Here is an 18180-nt window from a genome sequence, read left to right as displayed (position 1 = left end):
AGGAAACAAAGATGATGCCTCGAACAATCATCGAAAAGATTTGGGATCGGCATGTTGTAAAAAGCGGTGAAGGAAAACCCGACCTTCTCTATATTGATCTGCACCTAATTCATGAGGTGACGTCTCCTCAGGCGTTTGAAGGGTTAAGGCAGAAGGGGAGAAAGGTCAGACGGCCGCAGAACACATTCGCGACGATGGACCACAATATTCCGACCGTCAACCGTTTTGACATTAAAGATGAAGTCGCAAAGCGCCAAGTAACCGCGCTTGAACGGAATTGTGAGGAGTTCGGCGTCCGTCTTGCGGATCTTCACAGCGCAGACCAGGGAATCGTTCACGTGGTCGGGCCTGAGCTTGGTCTGACACTTCCGGGAAAAACGATCGTTTGCGGAGACAGCCATACATCGACTCACGGCGCGTTCGGAGCGCTTGCCTTCGGTATCGGCACAAGTGAGGTGGAACATGTTCTTTCCACACAGACATTATGGCAGCAGCGGCCGAAAACGCTTGAAATCCGCGTTGACGGAACGCTCCAAAAAGGAGTGACCGCGAAGGATGTCATCTTGTCGGTCATCGGAAAATACGGGGTGAAATTCGGTACCGGATATGTCATTGAATACACCGGGGAAGTATTCAGAAACATGTCTATGGACGAACGCATGACGGTCTGCAATATGTCAATAGAAGCGGGAGCACGGGCGGGACTGATCGCTCCAGATGACACGACGATTGAATATTGTAAAAACCGTAAATACGCGCCAAAAGGCGAGGAATTTGAAAAAGCCGCCGCAGAATGGAAAGCGTTACAAACCGATCCGGGCGCCGTATACGATCATTCCATCGTGTTAGACGGCAGCGAGATTTCTCCAATGGTAACATGGGGCGTCAATCCCGGCATGGTTCTTCCGGTCGATGCCCAAATACCGGCGCCGGAAACCATTGATTCTGAAGACGGTAAAAAAGAAGCCATCCGCGCGTACGAATACATGGGAATCGCACCGAATCAAAAAATTGAAGATATTAAAGTCGAGCATGTGTTTATCGGCTCCTGTACAAATTCGCGGATGACCGATCTTCGCCAGGCTGCGGATATGATCAAAGGCCGAAAAGTCGCTGACAGCGTCAGGGCCATTGTGGTGCCGGGTTCTCAAAGCGTGAAACAGCAGGCCGAGGAAGAAGGGCTGCACCGCGTGTTTCTCGAGGCCGGCTTTGAATGGAGAGAATCAGGCTGCAGCATGTGCCTCAGTATGAACAATGATGTCGTGCCTGAAGGGGAACGATGCGCTTCCACTTCCAACCGCAACTTCGAAGGCAGACAGGGAAAAGGCGCGAGAACACACCTTGTCAGTCCGGCGATGGCGGCAATGGCAGCCATTCACGGGCATTTCGTCGATGTAAGAAAGTTTTATCAAGAAAAAACAGTTGTGTAAGGAGTGCGCGAAAAGATGGAACCTTTAAAAACGCATACGGGAAAAGCGGCCGTCTTAAACCGGATCAACGTCGATACGGACCAGATTATTCCGAAACAGTTTTTGAAAAGAATTGAAAGAACCGGATACGGCAGATTCGCGTTTTTTGATTGGAGATACCTTGAGAACGGTGAGCCTGATCCTGAATTTGAATTAAATCGCAAAGTCTATGAAGGCGCGTCCATATTAATTGCCGGAGAGAATTTTGGCTGCGGATCATCCCGTGAGCACGCTCCTTGGGCGCTGGATGATTACGGCTTCAAAATCATCATTGCTCCGTCATTTGCCGATATTTTTCATCAAAACTGTTTTAAAAACGGTATGCTTCCCATCCGTATGCCGTATGATCAGTGGAAAAAACTCGCCGGTCAATATGAAAATCAGTCTCTTAACATGACGGTTGATTTGGAAAACCAGCTCATTCACGACAGTGAAGGAAAAGAGATTTCATTTGAAGTCGATCCGCACTGGAAGGAAATGCTGATAAACGGTTATGATGAAATTTCATTAACGCTTCTGCTGGAGGACGACATTCAGCAGTTTGAATCGAAAAGAAGTTCATGGCTTCAAGCCTGAAAAAAGCCGCCCGGCATCTGTCCGGCGGCTTTTTTTACCGTGCGCACCATCCTTTCTTGTGTTTCATGACGCGTGTTGATACACTTGAACAAAATAGCGCCTGAAAGGAAATAAAGTATGACGCATGACAAGAAAAAAGCTGATATCATTCCTTTCCCCCGTCTGAAAGAACGCTTGGTTGATAAAGGGATGGCCGCCATGAAGGATAAACAGTATCAGGAGGCCCTCGAACTGTTCTCAGAGGCGGTAAGCCACGGTGATACCGAGTCCGACGTACATTTAGGCATGGCGATTTGTTTTCTGGAACTCGGGGAATTGGAAGAAGCAAAACAAGTTTGCGAGAAAATGCTGAATGAAGGGTACGGCCATTATTTTACCGTACTGCAGGTGTACATGACCATTTTAATTCAGCTGAAACAATATGAAGAAGTCAAAAGTACAATTGAAGCTGTGCTGGAAGAAAACCAGCTGCCCGCAGAAAGTGCGGAGCAATTCTACCGGCTGCTCGAATTCAGCCGCAAAATGACCGATCCCGACCAGCAGGATGAAGCATGGGAGGAGGAATACGAGGACATTCTTGATGCGGAAAAAGTGCTGAACAGCCCCGCTGAACAAATGAATCTGATTCATTCTCTTAAAGACCGCAATATTGCAAAATACACGGGTCTCTTAAAAACAATTCTTCAAGATCCGGCCGCGCATCCGCTTATCAAGACGATGATTTTGACGCTGATGGCGGAGCATGACTACAGCAAGCCGGTCCATATTACAAAATTCGGCGATTCAATGACCGCGGTTCCGAGTGAAACGGTTCAGCCTGATGCGGCTCCGATTTTGCATCGCGTTCTCCGGGTGCTTGATGAAACGCTCGGCAATGAAAACCCTACATTATACGCTGCCGTCGAGGAGCTGTGGAGAAGGCATCTGTATGTCCTGCACCCTTTTATGCCGAAGTTTTTGAACGCAGATTTATGGGCGGCGGCGCTTCATAAGGTCGGTTACGAGATGCACGGCATTGACATTGAGCCGGAGGAACTTCATATGATGTACGAGTTTGACAGCCGCGAACTCGAAGAAGCCTGCACGATGATTAAGGATATTGAAGAAATTTCTTATTTGTAAATCACGCCATATAGTTGAAAGCGGTAGGCGTTATGTTATAATATAGTGGTTGTATTTATGTATAGCGGTTTAACTGAAATGAGAATTACGGTTGGACAGGCTGCCAGTTCATTACATAATGATTCTGATTCAAAGCGGTTTTTTCTTTGACAAAGCCGCGGATTGCTTTAGAATGGAAGACCGACACAACCTGAATAGATTTTTGGAGGGAAACACATGTCTGTAAAATGGGAAAAACAAGAAGGCAATGAAGGCGTATTAACGGTTGAGGTTGATGCGGATACGTTCAAAACAGCTCTTGATGATGCATTTAAAAAAGTAGTAAAACAGGTTTCTATTCCTGGATTCCGCAAAGGGAAAGTTCCCCGCGGTTTATTCGAACAGCGTTTCGGCGTTGAAGCTCTTTACCAGGATGCTTTAGATATTTTACTTCCTGTAGAATACCCTAAAGCGGTTGAAGAAGCCGGCATTGAGCCTGTAGACCGCCCTGAAATCGATGTTGAAAAAATCGAAAAAGGCGAAAGCTTGATTTTCACTGCAAAAGTGACCGTAAAACCTGAAGTGAAACTTGGCGACTACAAAGGCTTAGGAATCGAAAAAGATGACACTGCCGTTACTGACGAAGATGTACAAAACGAACTTAAAGCGCTTCAAGAGCGTCAGGCTGAGCTTGTCGTGAAAGAAGAAGGCGCTGTTGAAAACGGCGATACAGTCGTTCTTGACTTCGAAGGTTTCGTTGACGGCGAAGCGTTTGAAGGCGGAAAAGCTGAGAACTACTCACTTGAAGTAGGATCAGGTTCATTCATCCCGGGCTTCGAAGAGCAGTTAACAGGCCTTGAAGCAGGCGCTGAAAAGGATGTTGAAGTAACATTCCCTGAAGAGTACCACGCTGAAGAGCTTGCCGGAAAACCAGCTGTTTTCAAAGTGAAAATTCATGAAATCAAAGCGAAAGAGCTTCCTGAGCTTAACGACGAATTCGCAAAAGACATTGACGAAGAAGTTGAAACGCTTGCTGAATTAACTGAGAAAACAAAAAAACGCCTTGAAGAAGCAAAAGAAAACGAAGCTGACGCTAAATTGCGTGAAGAGCTTGTTCTGAAAGCATCTGAAAACGCTGAAGCTGATGTTCCTCAAGCGATGATCGACACTGAGCTTGACCGCATGCTGAAAGAATTCGAACAGCGTCTGCAAATGCAAGGCATGAACCTTGAGCTTTACACTCAATTCTCAGGCCAAGACGAAAACGCGTTAAAAGAGCAAATGAAAGAAGATGCCGCAAAACGCGTAAAATCAAACCTGACTCTTGAAGCGATCGCTCAAGCAGAAAACCTTGAAGTAACGGACGAAGAAGTTGAAGCTGAGCTGACTAAAATGGCTGAAGCTTACAACATGCCGGTTGAAAACATCAAGCAGGCAATCGGTTCAACTGACGCGATGAAAGAAGATTTAAAAGTTCGAAAAGCAATTGATTTTCTTGTAGAAAACCGTTAATATGGTTCATAATAATAGACATAATAAAACAGGGCGCGATTAATTCGTGCCTTGTTTTGTACAATTATGATATAACTCTTTTTCTTGGGGCAAGATAGTCATTGCCGGGCTGTTTTTCGTCATACATATAGAATGTGCAAGTGCGAAACACATTGTTACCGTCTTACTGGAAAGTATGGTAAAATGCAATACATACTCGATCGTAGCAAGAACCGTTTTCTTTTGCCCTTCAGGTAAAAGAAAAAGTGAGACAAGATTAAGGGGTGAAAGAATGTTTAAATTCAACGAGGAAAAAGGACAATTGAAATGCTCGTTCTGCGGAAAAACGCAAGATCAGGTTCGTAAGCTGGTTGCAGGACCGGGTGTATATATATGCGACGAATGTATCGAGCTCTGTACAGAAATCGTAGAGGAAGAGCTTGGTACAGAAGAAGAAGTCGAATTTAAAGACGTTCCGAAGCCGCAGGAAATCCGTGAGATTCTGAATGAATATGTCATCGGACAGGATCAGGCGAAGAAATCACTTGCGGTTGCGGTATACAACCATTACAAACGCATCAATTCCAACAGTAAAGTGGATGATGTCGAGCTTTCTAAAAGTAATATTTCTTTAATCGGGCCGACTGGAAGCGGGAAAACACTTCTTGCCCAGACGCTTGCGCGTATTCTGAACGTGCCGTTTGCGATCGCGGACGCTACATCTCTGACTGAAGCCGGATATGTCGGTGAGGACGTAGAAAACATCCTCCTCAAGCTGATTCAGGCAGCAGACTATGATGTGGAAAAAGCAGAAAAAGGCATTATTTATATCGATGAAATCGATAAAGTAGCGCGAAAATCTGAAAATCCGTCCATTACACGCGACGTATCAGGCGAAGGCGTTCAGCAGGCGCTGCTGAAAATTCTTGAAGGAACGGTTGCAAGCGTGCCGCCTCAAGGAGGACGCAAACATCCTCATCAGGAATTCATCCAGATCGATACGACGAACATCTTGTTCATTTGCGGCGGTGCATTTGACGGCATCGAACAAATCATCAAACGCCGTCTCGGACAAAAAGTCATCGGCTTCGGCTCTGATAATAAAGCGGCAGACCTTGAAAAAGAAGAACTGCTTTCTAAAGTTCTTCCGGAAGACTTGCTCCGTTTCGGGCTGATTCCTGAATTCATCGGCCGTCTTCCTGTCATTGCAAGCCTTGAGCAGCTTGACGAAACGGCACTGGTTGAAATTCTGACTAAACCGAAAAACGCACTCGTCAAACAATACAAGAAAATGTTAGAACTTGATGATGTCGAGCTTGAATTTGAAGACGAGGCATTATCTGAAATTGCGAAAAAAGCGATCGAGCGTAAAACAGGCGCACGCGGCCTGCGTTCTATCATTGAAGGCATCATGCTTGACGTCATGTTTGATCTGCCGTCCCGCGATGATATTGAAAAATGTGTCATTACCGGAGCGACAGTCGCAGACGGTGAAGCACCGCGTCTTGTATTAAAAGACGGCACAGTTGTCGGCCAAGATAAAACATCAGCATAACATGACAAAACCTCCTGACCCGAATTGATCAGGAGGTTTTTTTTCTTGTCCTGACCCTTCTGAAAATGTTTATTCCGGGCTTTGCTGGGAGATACTAGCGGACAGAGGAATGAATTGGATACATAAATCGTTTTTTCAGGAGGGACCAGCATGAGTTGGACAGGGATCGCATTATTTGTACAGCTGTTTTTCGGGATAGTCATCGGATTATATTTTTGGAATCTGCTCAAAAACCAGCGTACACAAAAAGTGACGATAGATAAAGAATCAAAAAAAGAAATGGAACAGCTGCGCAAAATGCGCGCCATCAGTTTATCAGAACCTTTATCAGAAAAGGTGCGGCCGAAAAGCTTTCAAGACATTGTCGGCCAGGAAGACGGAATTAAAGCGTTAAAAGCAGCACTTTGCGGACCGAACCCGCAGCATGTCATTATTTACGGTCCTCCGGGAGTCGGTAAAACGGCTGCGGCGCGGCTGGTATTGGAAGAAGCGAAAAAACATAAACAGTCACCGTTTCAAAAGCAGGCTGTATTTGTTGAACTTGATGCGACGACCGCGCGGTTTGATGAACGGGGGATTGCCGATCCGCTTATCGGTTCAGTGCATGATCCGATTTATCAGGGAGCGGGAGCGATGGGCCAAGCAGGCATTCCGCAGCCGAAACAGGGGGCTGTGACCCATGCTCACGGCGGGGTATTGTTTATTGATGAAATCGGCGAGCTTCATCCGATTCAGATGAATAAAATGCTGAAGGTGCTTGAAGATCGAAAAGTATTTTTAGACAGTGCGTATTACAGTGAAGAAAATACGCAAATACCGAATCACATTCATGATATTTTTCAAAATGGGCTTCCGGCAGATTTCCGTTTGATCGGAGCGACAACGAGAATGCCGAATGAAATTCCGCCGGCCATCCGTTCGCGCTGTCTTGAAGTATTTTTCCGCGAGTTGGAAAAGGATGAACTTAAAATCGTTGCGAAAAAAGCAGCCGACAAAATTCAGAAAGAGATTTCTGACGAAGCTCTCAGTGTGCTGACCGCATATACGAGAAACGGACGTGAAGCCGTCAATATGATCCAGATCGCCGCCGGCATGGCGGTGACTGAGGACAGACAAGAAATTACGACAGAAGATATAGAATGGGTTGTTCATTCCAGTCAGCTTACACCTAAAAATGAGCAGAAAATCGCCGATGAACCGCAAGTCGGCATCGTGAACGGACTTGCTGTCTACGGGCCGAACAGCGGCGCATTGCTGGAAATTGAAGTGAATGTCACACCTGCGCAGGACAAAGGAAGCCTGAATATCACGGGAATTGCAGAGGAAGAAAGCATCGGCAGCCAATCGAAGTCGATCCGCCGCAAAAGCATGGCGAAGGGATCTGTGGAAAATGTTCTGACGGTTCTGCGCACAATGGGCATCAAACCTTCAGACTATGACATTCACGTCAATTTTCCGGGCGGAGGCCCGATTGACGGACCTTCAGCAGGTATCGCGATGGCCGCGGGGATTTTTTCCGCGATTCACCGCATCCCGATCGACCATACGGTGGCGATGACGGGAGAAATCAGCCTGACGGGGCTTGTCAAACCGATCGGCGGCGTCATTCCGAAAATTAAAGCCGCAAAACAGGCCGGAGCAAAAACGGTCATTATCCCATATGAAAATCAGCAGTCCATTCTGAAACGAATAGACGGAATCACCATTAAAGCGGTAAAAACGTTCCAGGAAGTGCTTGACGTCATATTGGTTGACCCTCCTTCAGAACAAAAACCGTTTGATATCCAAATGAATAAAGAATCCGTATAAACCCCATTTTTATAATGGGGTTTTTTTATGGAGGACATCTTTTCCTTTTTCAGAACAGAAAGAAAGGGTATACTACGAAGAGACTGTTTTATATACAGGGCAGGCGGATAAGCCGATTTTGCCCGATCCCGGAATTGTACAACGATGAAAAAGTTGTATTATAATGGTTCATACTAAAGTCACGGAGGTGTCAGTCACATGGCAGAAGATACAAAACGCAGCATCCCGCTCCTCCCTTTAAGAGGCTTATTGGTATACCCGACAATGGTTTTACATTTAGATGTAGGCCGTGACAAGTCGGTTCAGGCTCTTGAACAGGCAATGATGCATGATCATATGATTTTTTTAGCCACTCAGCAGGATATTTCGATAGACGAACCGGGTGAAGAGGATATTTTCGCCGTCGGCACTTATACAAAAATTAAACAGATGCTGAAGCTGCCCAACGGTACGATCAGAGTGCTTGTAGAAGGAATTCAGCGGGCGCAGATTCTTGAATACACCGAGCTCGAAGATTATACTTCGGTCGATATACAGCTGATGCATGAGGATGATTCAAAAGACGTGGAAGACGAAGCGCTTATGCGGACGCTGCTGGACCATTTTGACCAGTACATAAAAATTTCTAAAAAAATCTCCGCAGAAACGTATGCGGCTGTGACTGATATTGAAGAGCCCGGCAGAATGGCGGATATCGTCGCTTCTCATCTCCCGCTGAAATTAAAGGACAAGCAGGACATTTTAGAAACGGCGGATATTAAAGAACGTCTGAATAAGGTCATTCGTTCCATTCATAATGAAAAAGAAGTGCTGGAGATTGAGAAAAAAATCGGTCAGCGCGTCAAACGTTCGATGGAACGCACTCAAAAGGAATACTACTTGCGTGAACAGATGAAAGCCATTCAGAAGGAGCTTGGCGACAAAGAAGGAAAAACCGGCGAAGTTCAGTCGCTCACTGAAAAGATAGAAGAAGCAGGCATGCCTGAGCGTGTCAAAGAAACGGCGCTTAAGGAATTAAGCCGTTACGAAAAAGTGCCGTCAAGCTCAGCGGAAAGCTCTGTTATCCGCAACTATATTGACTGGCTCATCGCCCTTCCGTGGTCGGATGAAACAGAAGATAAACTTGATATTAAAAAAGCCGGGGAAATCTTAGATAAAGAGCATCACGGCTTAGAGAAAGTGAAAGAGCGGATTTTGGAGTATTTGGCCGTGAAACAGCTGACGAAAACGCTGAAAGGGCCGATTCTTTGTCTGGCCGGACCTCCGGGAGTCGGTAAAACATCTCTTGCAAAATCAATCAGTACGAGCATGGGGCGCCGTTTTGTGAGAATTTCACTGGGCGGAGTGCGCGATGAGTCTGAAATCCGCGGGCACCGGCGTACATACGTCGGAGCGATGCCGGGCCGTATTATACAGGGGATGAAAAAAGCCGGTAAACAAAATCCCGTCTTTCTCCTGGATGAGATCGACAAAATGTCGTCTGATTTCAGAGGCGATCCGTCTTCGGCGATGCTTGAGGTGCTGGATCCGGAACAAAACAGCACATTCAGCGACCACTATATTGAAGAGACGTTCGATTTATCGAAAGTGCTGTTTATCGCGACTGCGAATAACCTTGCTTCCATACCGGGACCTCTCAGAGACAGAATGGAGATTATCAGCCTGTCAGGCTACACTGAAAACGAAAAGCTGGAGATCGTGAAGGACCACCTGCTTCCGAAACAAATCAAAGAGCACGGGCTCACAAAGAGCAACCTGCAGATTCGGGATCAGGCGATTACGGACATCATCCGCTACTACACGAGGGAAGCCGGCGTGAGAACGCTTGAACGCCAGATTGCCGCCATTTGCCGAAAGGCTGCGAAAGCCATTGTGTCTGAGGAGAGAAAACGCATTACCGTTACAGAGAAAAATCTGGCCGACTATCTCGGAAAACGGATATTCAGATACGGACAGGCGGAAACCGAAGATCAAATCGGGGTTGTCACGGGGCTCGCGTATACGACGGTCGGCGGAGATACGCTGTCAATCGAAGTGTCATTGTCACCGGGAAAAGGAAAGCTGATTCTGACCGGGAAGCTTGGAGATGTCATGCGGGAATCAGCGCAGGCCGCTTTCAGTTATGTCCGCTCGAAAGCGGAACAGTTCGGAATCGACCCGAAATTCCATGAGAAGTATGACATTCATATTCATGTCCCTGAAGGAGCGGTGCCGAAAGACGGCCCTTCTGCCGGAATTACGATGGCCACGGCGCTCGTTTCAGCATTAACGGACCGTGCGGTAAAACGCGAAGTCGGTATGACGGGAGAAATCACGCTGCGGGGCCGCGTGCTTCCGATCGGCGGACTGAAAGAAAAGGCGCTCGGCGCGCACAGAGCGGGCCTGACTACTATTATTGCGCCTAAAGATAACGAAAAAGATATAGAGGATATTCCAGAAAGCGTCAGAGAGGGACTGAAGTTTATATTCGTTTCTCACCTGGATGACGTTTTGGAACATGCCTTAGTAGGAGAGAAGAAATGAAAGTCACAAAGTCAGAAATCGTGATCAGCGCGGTCAAACCCGAACAGTACCCTGATGGGGGGCTTCCGGAAATCGCGCTGGCGGGAAGATCAAATGTAGGAAAGTCATCTTTTATCAATTCATTAATCAATCGGAAAAACTTGGCCAGAACGTCATCAAAACCGGGGAAAACACAGACCTTAAACTTTTACATCATCAATGATGAATTGCATTTTGTCGACGTTCCCGGGTACGGATTTGCGAAAGTTTCCAAAAGCGAGCGGGAAGCATGGGGGAGAATGATTGAAACCTATATGACGACCCGCGAAGAGCTGAAAGCCTGCGTGCAGATTGTCGACCTCAGGCACGCGCCGTCTGCTGAAGACGTGAACATGTATGAATTCCTGAAGTATTACGGCATTCCCGTCATCGTTATCGCGACAAAAGCGGATAAGATTCCAAAAGGAAAATGGGACAAGCACTTAAAGGTTGTCAAACAGACGCTTGATATGGATCCTGAAGATGAGCTGATTTTATTTTCCTCTGAAACGAAAAAAGGCAAAGATGAAGCATGGGGAGCCATTAAAAAAATGATCAGCCGGTAATGAAAAACCCAAAACGCAGTGCGTTTTGGGTTTTATCGTATAGTTTTGTTCCGCTTGATAAACAATAATAAAAGGCTGATTCCGATGAAAACATACGGCCAGTATGTTTTGAAGTGTTCCGTCGGAATATGGACGGACTCCAGCCACGCCGTAATTTGTTTAAAGAAGTATAAAAAGAGGGAAAAACCAATCATGGCAGCCGCTTCGTATACATATTCTTTTCTGGCAGCCGCAAATAAGGAGAATCCGAAGACGAAGAGAATCATTTCAAAATCTCCCGGCCACCATGAGAGCTCAGGTTTGGCGAAAAAGTGTAAACCTATGCCGAAAAGAAGCAAGCCGATCAGGACGTGAGGCCCGGCCGCTTCCTTTTTGCCCTGATACAAGAGCACGGCGCCCAAGAGCATAAGGAGCACCGGCCATTCCCCCTGATTCGCAAACAGGTGAACCTGTCCGCTCTGAAGCCATGCGAATAATGAAGCGGCAAGCAGAAGTCCCGGTAATAAAATTGATGTTTTTTTCATCCTGTCACCTACCCGCAGTAAAGGATTTTTAGTATGATGATTAAGTGGAAACGAGCTTTTTATACTATAGCATAACATTTTTGAAATCTGTTCACATTTTCCCGAAGAAACTATGTTATAATTATTATAAATAATAAATTCTATGTTAGAATGATTATAAATAAATTGCGATGTACGGAGGTGCATGAAAGCGATGCATATTCTTGTTGTGGGAGTAGATTATAAATCCGCCCCTATTGAAATACGCGAAAAAATAAGTTTTCAGCCGGATGAGCTTGCAGAAGCGATGCTCCGTTTAAAAGAAGAAAAAAGCGTTCTTGAAAACATTATCGTGTCAACCTGCAACCGCACCGAAATATATGCGGTGGTCGACCAGCTCCATACCGGCCGTTATTATATAAAAACATTTTTATCCGAATGGTTCTCGCTGCCGAAAGAAGAGCTGTCTCCGTTTCTGAAATTTTATGAGAGCGACGCGGCGATCGAGCATTTATTCCGTGTGGCGTGCGGCTTGGATTCCATGGTCATCGGAGAAACGCAAATACTCGGCCAGGTCCGCTCGAGCTTTAAAACGGCGCAGGCAGAAAAGACGATCGGCACCATTTTCAATGAGCTGTTTAAACAGGCGGTGACCGTCGGCAAACGCACGCATGCCGAAACCGATATCGGCGCCAATGCCGTTTCCGTCAGTTACGCCGCCGTTGAACTCGCGAAAAAAATCTTCGGCTCATTGTCAAATAAGCACATTTTGATTCTCGGTGCGGGAAAAATGGGCGAGCTCGCCGCAGAAAACCTGCACGGTCAGGGCATCGGCAAAGTAACGGTCATCAACAGAACGTTTTTGAAGGCAAAAGCGCTTGCTGACCGTTTCTCCGGAGAAGCGCGCAGCTTAAACCAGCTTGAACATGCACTTGCTGAAGCTGATATTTTAATCAGTTCGACAGGCGCAAGTGATTTCGTCGTGTCCAAAGAAATGATGGAGAGAGCGGGCAGACAGCGGAAAGGCCGTCCGTTATTTATGGTGGATATCGCTGTGCCGCGAGACCTCGATCCGGCGCTTAACGATCTTGAAGGTGTTTTTCTGTACGATATTGATGACCTTGAAGGAATCGTTGAAGCCAACTTACAAGAACGCCGTGAAACCGCTGAAAAAGTCGAGCTGTTTATTGAAGCGGCAATTGTTGAGTTTAAGCAGTGGCTTAATACGCTCGGCGTCGTGCCGGTCATTTCGGCGCTGCGTGAAAAGGCGCTGTCCATCCAGTCCGATACGATGCAGAGCATTGAGCGCAAGCTGCCTCATCTGACGGTAAGAGAGAAAAAACTTCTCAGCAAACATACGAAAAGCATCATTAACCAAATGCTGCGCGACCCGATTCTGAAAGCGAAAGAGCTTGCGGCTGAAGCGGATTCAGATGAAAAGCTGAAGCTGTTTATGCAGATATTCGATATTGAGGAAGAGGCCGGCCGCCAGCTGGACAAAAGCCTGGATAACCGCCAGACGGTTCATTCGTTTCAAAAGGCAGAAGCAAAAACGGGCTTACGTCCGCTTGTAAGTGAGTGAGGGCTGTATGATTGATACAGCAATGGCAAGACTTAATGAAGCGACAATTGTTATTTATGCAGTAAGCGTCCTTTTTTACTTTATAGATTTTCTTCAACACAACCGGAAGGCTGGGAAAATGGCCTTCTGGTTGCTTTCTATTGTCTGGACTCTGCAAACCGTCTATCTTTCTTATTTCATGTGGCAGACGGGCAGATTTCCGGTCTTGAATATTACAGAGGCCCTTTACTTTTATGCGTGGGTGCTTGTCACGCTCTCACTTGTGGTCACGCAGATTCTGCGCGTTGATTTTATCGTGTTTTTCACGAATGTCATCGGTTTCTCGATGATTGCGATCCATACGTTTTCACCGACGGATCAGCATTCGGCCGCTTTTTCCGGCCAGCTGGTCTCAGAGCTTTTGGTCATTCATATTACAATGGCGATTCTGTCTTACGGCGCTTTTTCCCTTTCTTTTGTCTTTTCGCTTCTTTATCAGTTTCAATATTCTTTATTAAAGAAGAAAAAGTGGGGAAAATGGCTGTTGAGAATTGAAGATTTGTCAAAACTTGATTATATGGCTTACGTTTTAAATGTCATCGGGGTTCCGATGCTGCTGTTGAGCCTGATATTAGGCGTGATCTGGGCGTATGTGTCGCTGGAAACGCTGTACTGGTTTGATTCAAAAGTGCTCGGTTCGTTTATTGTGCTGCTTTTATACAGCTACTATTTATATATCAGAATGATTAAGGAACTGCAGGGAAAAGTGGCGGCGTTATGGAATTCAGCATGTTTTCTCGTGCTGATGATTAATTACTTCCTGCTCGGAAGCCTGTCGCAATTCCATTGGTTCAGTTAACGCACGCGCCCAAACAGATTCGGGAGGAAAGAAAATGAGAACGATTAAGGTAGGTTCCAGACGGAGCAAACTGGCTATGACCCAGACAAAATGGGTGATTAACAAACTGAAGGAATTGAACCCTTCCTATAACTTTGAAATCCGGGAGATTGTCACAAAAGGCGACCGCATCCTTGATGTTACACTGTCAAAAGTGGGCGGCAAAGGTTTGTTTGTCAAAGAGATTGAACAGGCGCTGCTGCATCAGGAGATTGATATGGCGGTTCACAGCATGAAAGACATGCCCGCCGTTTTGCCTGAGGGTCTTGTCATAGGCTGCATACCGAAACGTGAGGACCCGCGTGATGCGCTGATTTCAAAGGGGCATCAAAAGCTGGACGACATAAAAGAAGGGGGCATCATCGGCACCAGCAGTTTAAGAAGAAGCGCCCAGATTCTTGCTGAACGCCCTGATCTTACAATTAAGTGGATCAGAGGCAATATCGATACGAGACTTCAAAAGCTTGAAACGGAAGATTACGATGCTATTATTTTAGCGGCTGCGGGACTTTCGAGAATGGGCTGGAAAGATGATGTTGTATCTGAATTTCTCGAACCGGACCGCTGTCTGCCTGCGGTCGGCCAAGGCGCTCTTGCCATTGAATGCAGAGAGTCGGATGAGGAGCTTTTGAAGCTGTTTGCGCAATTTACTGATGAGTATACGCAGCGCACGGTGGCAGCCGAACGGGCTTTCTTACACGCGATGGAAGGCGGCTGCCAAGTGCCGATAGCCGGGTATGCGTCCGTCAATGACCGGGATGAGGTTGAATTGGTCGGTCTTGTCGCGTCTCCGGACGGAAAGACGATTTATAAAGAAACAGCGGCGGGACATGATCCGGAAGAAATCGGGAAACGCTGTGCGGCGATGATGTCTGAAAAAGGAGCCAAAGCACTAATCGACAGTGTAAAACAGGAGCTCGATCAGGATGGCAAATGACCTTCCTTTACAAGGAAAGACCGTGCTCGTCACCCGGAACAAAAGACAGGCCGCACCGTTCCGAAAAAAAGTGGAGGCGCTCGGCGGAACGGCTGTTTCGGCTTCGCTGATCGCTTTTCAGGAAGCGCTCCCGGATGAATGTGCGGACAGTCTCCGGGAAGACCTTTCTGAGCCGGGATGGCTTGTGTTTACAAGCGTAAACGGTGTCCGGTTCTTTTTTTCCTATCTTGATCGGCACGGTCTTGCGCTTTCGGGACGGAAAAAAATCGCAGCCGTCGGTGAAAAGACTGCGCGCGCCCTGAAAGAGCGGGGAGCCCGGACGGATGCGATGCCTGACGAGTATGTGGCGGAATGTCTGGCTGATACTTTAAAACGGCACGCATCAGCTGCCGAACCCATTTCAGTGATAAAGGGCAATTTATCACGCGATGTCATAAAAGCGGAGCTTGAGCCGCTTGGCTATCAAATAAGGGAATGGGTGTTATACAATACCATTCAGGATGAAAAAGGCATGGACGAGCTGAGACGGGCTGCATCCCGCTCTCATTTTGATTTTATTACGTTTACCAGCTCATCGGCGGTGCATACGTTTATGCACGCGGTCGGAGACGGAGAAAAAGCGTGGGAAAACAGCGGTGCGAGCTATATCAGCATCGGCCCTTTGACAGAGAAAGCGCTCTTGGAATACGGGATCTCGTCCCATGTGCCTGACATTTATACGATTGAAGGCATGCTGGACGTCATGTGCAGCATGTCGGGAAAGGATTGATAATGATGAATCAAACATTTAACAGACACCGCCGTTTGCGCGCGAACGCTGCGATGAGAGATTTAGTAAAAGAAACACGTCTTCACCCCTCAGATTTTATTTACCCGTTATTTGTCGTTGAAGGGCTCGAAGGAAAAAAAGAAGTTCCTTCCATGCCGGGGGTTTATCATGTATCACTCGATTTGTTAAAGGATGAAATGGCTGAGCTGATATCGCTCGGCATTAAGTCGGTCATCGTTTTCGGCGTGCCGGAAGAAAAAGACGCCTGCGGAACCCAGGCTTTTCATGATCACGGCATTGTGCAGAAAGGGATTGCTGAAATTAAAAAGCATTATCCTGAAATGATCGTAATCGCTGATACGTGTCTCTGTGAATACACGGATCACGGCCATTGCGGCGTCGTGAAAGACGGAGAAATCTTAAATGACGAGTCGCTTGAGCTGCTGGCGCAGACAGCCGTCAGCCAGGCCAAAGCAGGCGCTGACATCATCGCTCCTTCAAATATGATGGACGGTTTTGTCACAGTGATCAGAGAAGCGCTCGACAAAGAAGGATTCACGAATATTCCGATCATGTCTTATGCCGTGAAATATTCAAGTGAATTTTACGGTCCGTTCCGCGACGCGGCTGACAGCACGCCGCAGTTCGGAGACCGAAAAACATATCAGATGGATCCGGCCAACCGCTTGGAAGCGCTCCGTGAGGCTGAATCAGACGCGGCAGAAGGCGCTGACTTTTTAATCGTCAAACCGTCTATGTCATACTTAGATATTATGCGTGATGTGAAAAACCGCCATCACCTGCCGCTGGTCGCATATAATGTGAGCGGGGAGTATTCCATGGTGAAAGCGGCAGCCCAAAACGGCTGGATTAAAGAAAAAGAAATGGTGCTGGAAATTTTAACGAGCATGAAACGTGCAGGAGCCGATCTGATTATGACGTATCATGCAAAAGACGCAGCAAAATGGCTTGCTGAGTAACGATTTCATTTGACGGGAGCTGAGGCAGATGAGAAGCTATGAAAAATCAAAAGCCGCTTTTAAAGAAGCGCAGAAACTGATGCCGGGCGGAGTGAACAGCCCGGTGCGCGCGTTTAAATCAGTTGATATGGACCCGATCTTTATGCAGCGCGGAAAAGGATCGAAAATTTTTGATATTGACGGCAATGAATATATCGACTACGTCCTGAGCTGGGGGCCGCTCATTTTGGGCCACACAAATGACCGGGTCGTTGAAAGCCTGAAAAAAGTAGCCGAGAACGGGACAAGTTTCGGGGCATCTACTGAGGTGGAAAACGAACTGGCCAAATTGGTCATTGACCGTGTGCCGTCTGTTGAAATCGTGCGGATGGTCAGCTCCGGCACAGAGGCGACAATGAGCGCCCTGCGTCTGGCAAGAGGATATACCGGCCGCAACAAAATTTTGAAATTTGAAGGCTGTTACCACGGCCATGGCGATTCGCTGCTGATCAAAGCGGGATCCGGAGTGGCGACACTCGGCCTGCCGGACAGCCCGGGCGTGCCGGAAGGAATAGCAATGAATACGATTACCGTTCCATACAACGACTTGGAAAGCGTTGCACTCGCATTCCGGGAGTACGGTGAAGATATTGCCGGGGTCATTGTTGAACCGGTAGCAGGCAATATGGGCGTTGTTCCGCCGCAGGAAGGCTTTTTACAAGGACTTCGCGACATTACGGAACAGTATGGCGCGCTGCTCATTTTTGACGAGGTCATGACCGGTTTTCGCGTGGATTATAACTGTGCGCAAGGGTATTTCGGCGTGACGCCTGACTTAACGTGTCTCGGCAAAGTCATCGGCGGCGGTCTTCCTGTCGGTGCGTATGGCGGAAAAGCTGACATTATGGAACGAATCGCGCCGAGCGGTCCGATCTACCAGGCGGGAACATTGTCAGGAAATCCGCTTGCCATGACAGCGGGACTTGAGACGCTACAGCAGCTCACACCTGAATCTTACCAAGAATTTGTGAAAAAAGGCGATATGCTTGAAGAAGGCATTTCAAAAGCAGCTGCAGCACATGGCATTCCGCACACGTTTAACCGGGCGGGTTCCATGATCGGCTTCTTTTTCACAAATGAGCCTGTCATTAACTATGAAGCAGCCAAATCTTCTGATTTAAAGCTGTTCGCCAAATATTATAAAGGGATGGCCGACGCAGGCGTATTTCTGCCGCCGTCTCAATTTGAAGGATTGTTTCTCTCCACTGCGCATACAATGGAGGATATTGAAAAAACCATTCAAGCCGCTGAGAAAGTGTTCCAGGCGATCAGCCGCTGATAACGAAAAGCCGATGCAAGCAAGACTTGTATCGGCTTTTTTCAATGCCTCCATTATCATATTTTCCCGGATTGCGGCATACACCTTTAGTGACATCTAATTGTAT

15 protein-coding genes are annotated in these 18180 nt (G+C 47.1%); 14 read left to right on the top strand and 1 reads right to left on the bottom strand.

What is annotated here, in order from left to right:
• Window positions 1-11: 11 nt before the first annotated feature.
• The 8 genes from leuC to yihA all read left to right on the top strand — a co-directional run bounded on the left by leuC (window position 12) and on the right by yihA (window position 11108).
• Window positions 12-1430, top strand: a complete 1419-nt coding sequence (gene leuC, locus G9F75_RS04405) for a 3-isopropylmalate dehydratase large subunit (protein ID WP_014418559.1) — start codon at window positions 12-14, stop codon at window positions 1428-1430.
• A gap of 15 nt (window positions 1431-1445) precedes the next feature.
• Window positions 1446-2045, top strand: a complete 600-nt coding sequence (gene leuD, locus G9F75_RS04400; RefSeq protein WP_007408146.1) for a 3-isopropylmalate dehydratase small subunit — start codon at window positions 1446-1448, stop codon at window positions 2043-2045.
• A gap of 117 nt (window positions 2046-2162) precedes the next feature.
• The gene (gene ddcA, locus G9F75_RS04395) at window positions 2163-3167 is read left to right on the top strand and encodes a DNA damage checkpoint antagonist DdcA (protein ID WP_021494396.1); all 1005 of its coding nucleotides are present in this window, start codon (window positions 2163-2165) and stop codon (window positions 3165-3167) included.
• A gap of 216 nt (window positions 3168-3383) precedes the next feature.
• Entirely contained in the window at window positions 3384-4658 is a 1275-nt protein-coding gene (gene tig / locus G9F75_RS04390; protein ID WP_003152618.1) for a trigger factor, read from the top strand.
• Between the two features lie 271 nt (window positions 4659-4929).
• Window positions 4930-6192 (top strand): ATP-dependent protease ATP-binding subunit ClpX, encoded by a 1263-nt coding sequence (gene clpX, locus G9F75_RS04385; protein WP_007408149.1) that lies wholly within the window; start codon window positions 4930-4932, stop codon window positions 6190-6192.
• 150 nt (window positions 6193-6342) lie between these two features.
• Complete coding sequence (lonB, locus tag G9F75_RS04380) at window positions 6343-8001, top strand: ATP-dependent protease LonB (protein ID WP_014418557.1); 1659 nt, start codon at window positions 6343-6345, stop codon at window positions 7999-8001.
• 198 nt (window positions 8002-8199) lie between these two features.
• Entirely contained in the window at window positions 8200-10524 is a 2325-nt protein-coding gene (lon, locus tag G9F75_RS04375) for an endopeptidase La (RefSeq protein ID WP_007612896.1), read from the top strand.
• Entirely contained in the window at window positions 10521-11108 is a 588-nt protein-coding gene (gene yihA, locus G9F75_RS04370; protein WP_003152626.1) for a ribosome biogenesis GTP-binding protein YihA/YsxC, read from the top strand. The genes lon and yihA overlap by 4 nt, the downstream gene beginning before the upstream one ends.
• A 32-nt stretch (window positions 11109-11140) precedes the next feature.
• On the opposite strand, the gene G9F75_RS04365 is transcribed toward yihA, so the two are convergent.
• Window positions 11141-11632, bottom strand: coding sequence for a hypothetical protein (locus G9F75_RS04365; protein ID WP_017418292.1), 492 nt, complete (start codon window positions 11630-11632; stop codon window positions 11141-11143).
• A gap of 193 nt (window positions 11633-11825) precedes the next feature.
• Here G9F75_RS04365 and hemA point away from each other — a divergent pair, with 193 nt between their 5' ends.
• The 6 genes from hemA to hemL are packed head-to-tail and all read left to right on the top strand — an operon-like array spanning window position 11826 to window position 18074.
• Window positions 11826-13193, top strand: a complete 1368-nt coding sequence (hemA, locus tag G9F75_RS04360; RefSeq protein WP_003152628.1) for a glutamyl-tRNA reductase — start codon at window positions 11826-11828, stop codon at window positions 13191-13193.
• A gap of 7 nt (window positions 13194-13200) precedes the next feature.
• Entirely contained in the window at window positions 13201-14031 is an 831-nt protein-coding gene (locus G9F75_RS04355; protein ID WP_007408154.1) for a cytochrome c biogenesis protein, read from the top strand.
• Between the two features lie 34 nt (window positions 14032-14065).
• A complete protein-coding gene (hemC, locus tag G9F75_RS04350; protein ID WP_007408155.1) occupies window positions 14066-15007 on the top strand; it encodes a hydroxymethylbilane synthase in 942 nt (313 codons plus the stop codon).
• Window positions 14997-15776, top strand: a complete 780-nt coding sequence (locus tag G9F75_RS04345) for a uroporphyrinogen-III synthase (protein WP_014418554.1) — start codon at window positions 14997-14999, stop codon at window positions 15774-15776. Before hemC ends, G9F75_RS04345 begins: the two co-directional genes overlap by 11 nt.
• Before the next feature lie 5 nt (window positions 15777-15781).
• Complete coding sequence (hemB, locus tag G9F75_RS04340; protein WP_015240312.1) at window positions 15782-16756, top strand: porphobilinogen synthase; 975 nt, start codon at window positions 15782-15784, stop codon at window positions 16754-16756.
• Window positions 16757-16784: 28 nt separating this feature from the next.
• Window positions 16785-18074, top strand: coding sequence for a glutamate-1-semialdehyde 2,1-aminomutase (gene hemL, locus G9F75_RS04335; protein WP_014418553.1), 1290 nt, complete (start codon window positions 16785-16787; stop codon window positions 18072-18074).
• Window positions 18075-18180: the final 106 nt, after the last annotated feature.

Origin of the sequence: Bacillus sp. EKM208B (assembly GCF_011800725.1) — a bacterium.
Taxonomy (GTDB): Bacteria; Bacillota; Bacilli; order Bacillales; family Bacillaceae; genus Bacillus; species Bacillus velezensis.
Note: the sequence above shows the minus strand (reverse complement) of the source record. Positions and strands in the feature narration are given on the sequence as shown.

Coding starts and splice junctions, on each gene's coding strand:
- G9F75_RS04365 (WP_017418292.1), bottom strand. CDS start 11,632: ATGAAAAAAACATCAATTTTATTACCGGGACTTCTGCTTGCCGCTTCA.
- hemC (WP_007408155.1), top strand. CDS start 14,066: ATGAGAACGATTAAGGTAGGTTCCAGACGGAGCAAACTGGCTATGACC.
- ddcA (WP_021494396.1), top strand. CDS start 2,163: ATGACGCATGACAAGAAAAAAGCTGATATCATTCCTTTCCCCCGTCTG.
- tig (WP_003152618.1), top strand. CDS start 3,384: ATGTCTGTAAAATGGGAAAAACAAGAAGGCAATGAAGGCGTATTAACG.
- hemB (WP_015240312.1), top strand. CDS start 15,782: ATGAATCAAACATTTAACAGACACCGCCGTTTGCGCGCGAACGCTGCG.
- hemL (WP_014418553.1), top strand. CDS start 16,785: ATGAGAAGCTATGAAAAATCAAAAGCCGCTTTTAAAGAAGCGCAGAAA.
- G9F75_RS04345 (WP_014418554.1), top strand. CDS start 14,997: ATGGCAAATGACCTTCCTTTACAAGGAAAGACCGTGCTCGTCACCCGG.
- leuD (WP_007408146.1), top strand. CDS start 1,446: ATGGAACCTTTAAAAACGCATACGGGAAAAGCGGCCGTCTTAAACCGG.
- lonB (WP_014418557.1), top strand. CDS start 6,343: ATGAGTTGGACAGGGATCGCATTATTTGTACAGCTGTTTTTCGGGATA.
- clpX (WP_007408149.1), top strand. CDS start 4,930: ATGTTTAAATTCAACGAGGAAAAAGGACAATTGAAATGCTCGTTCTGC.
- yihA (WP_003152626.1), top strand. CDS start 10,521: ATGAAAGTCACAAAGTCAGAAATCGTGATCAGCGCGGTCAAACCCGAA.
- G9F75_RS04355 (WP_007408154.1), top strand. CDS start 13,201: ATGATTGATACAGCAATGGCAAGACTTAATGAAGCGACAATTGTTATT.
- hemA (WP_003152628.1), top strand. CDS start 11,826: ATGCATATTCTTGTTGTGGGAGTAGATTATAAATCCGCCCCTATTGAA.
- leuC (WP_014418559.1), top strand. CDS start 12: ATGATGCCTCGAACAATCATCGAAAAGATTTGGGATCGGCATGTTGTA.
- lon (WP_007612896.1), top strand. CDS start 8,200: ATGGCAGAAGATACAAAACGCAGCATCCCGCTCCTCCCTTTAAGAGGC.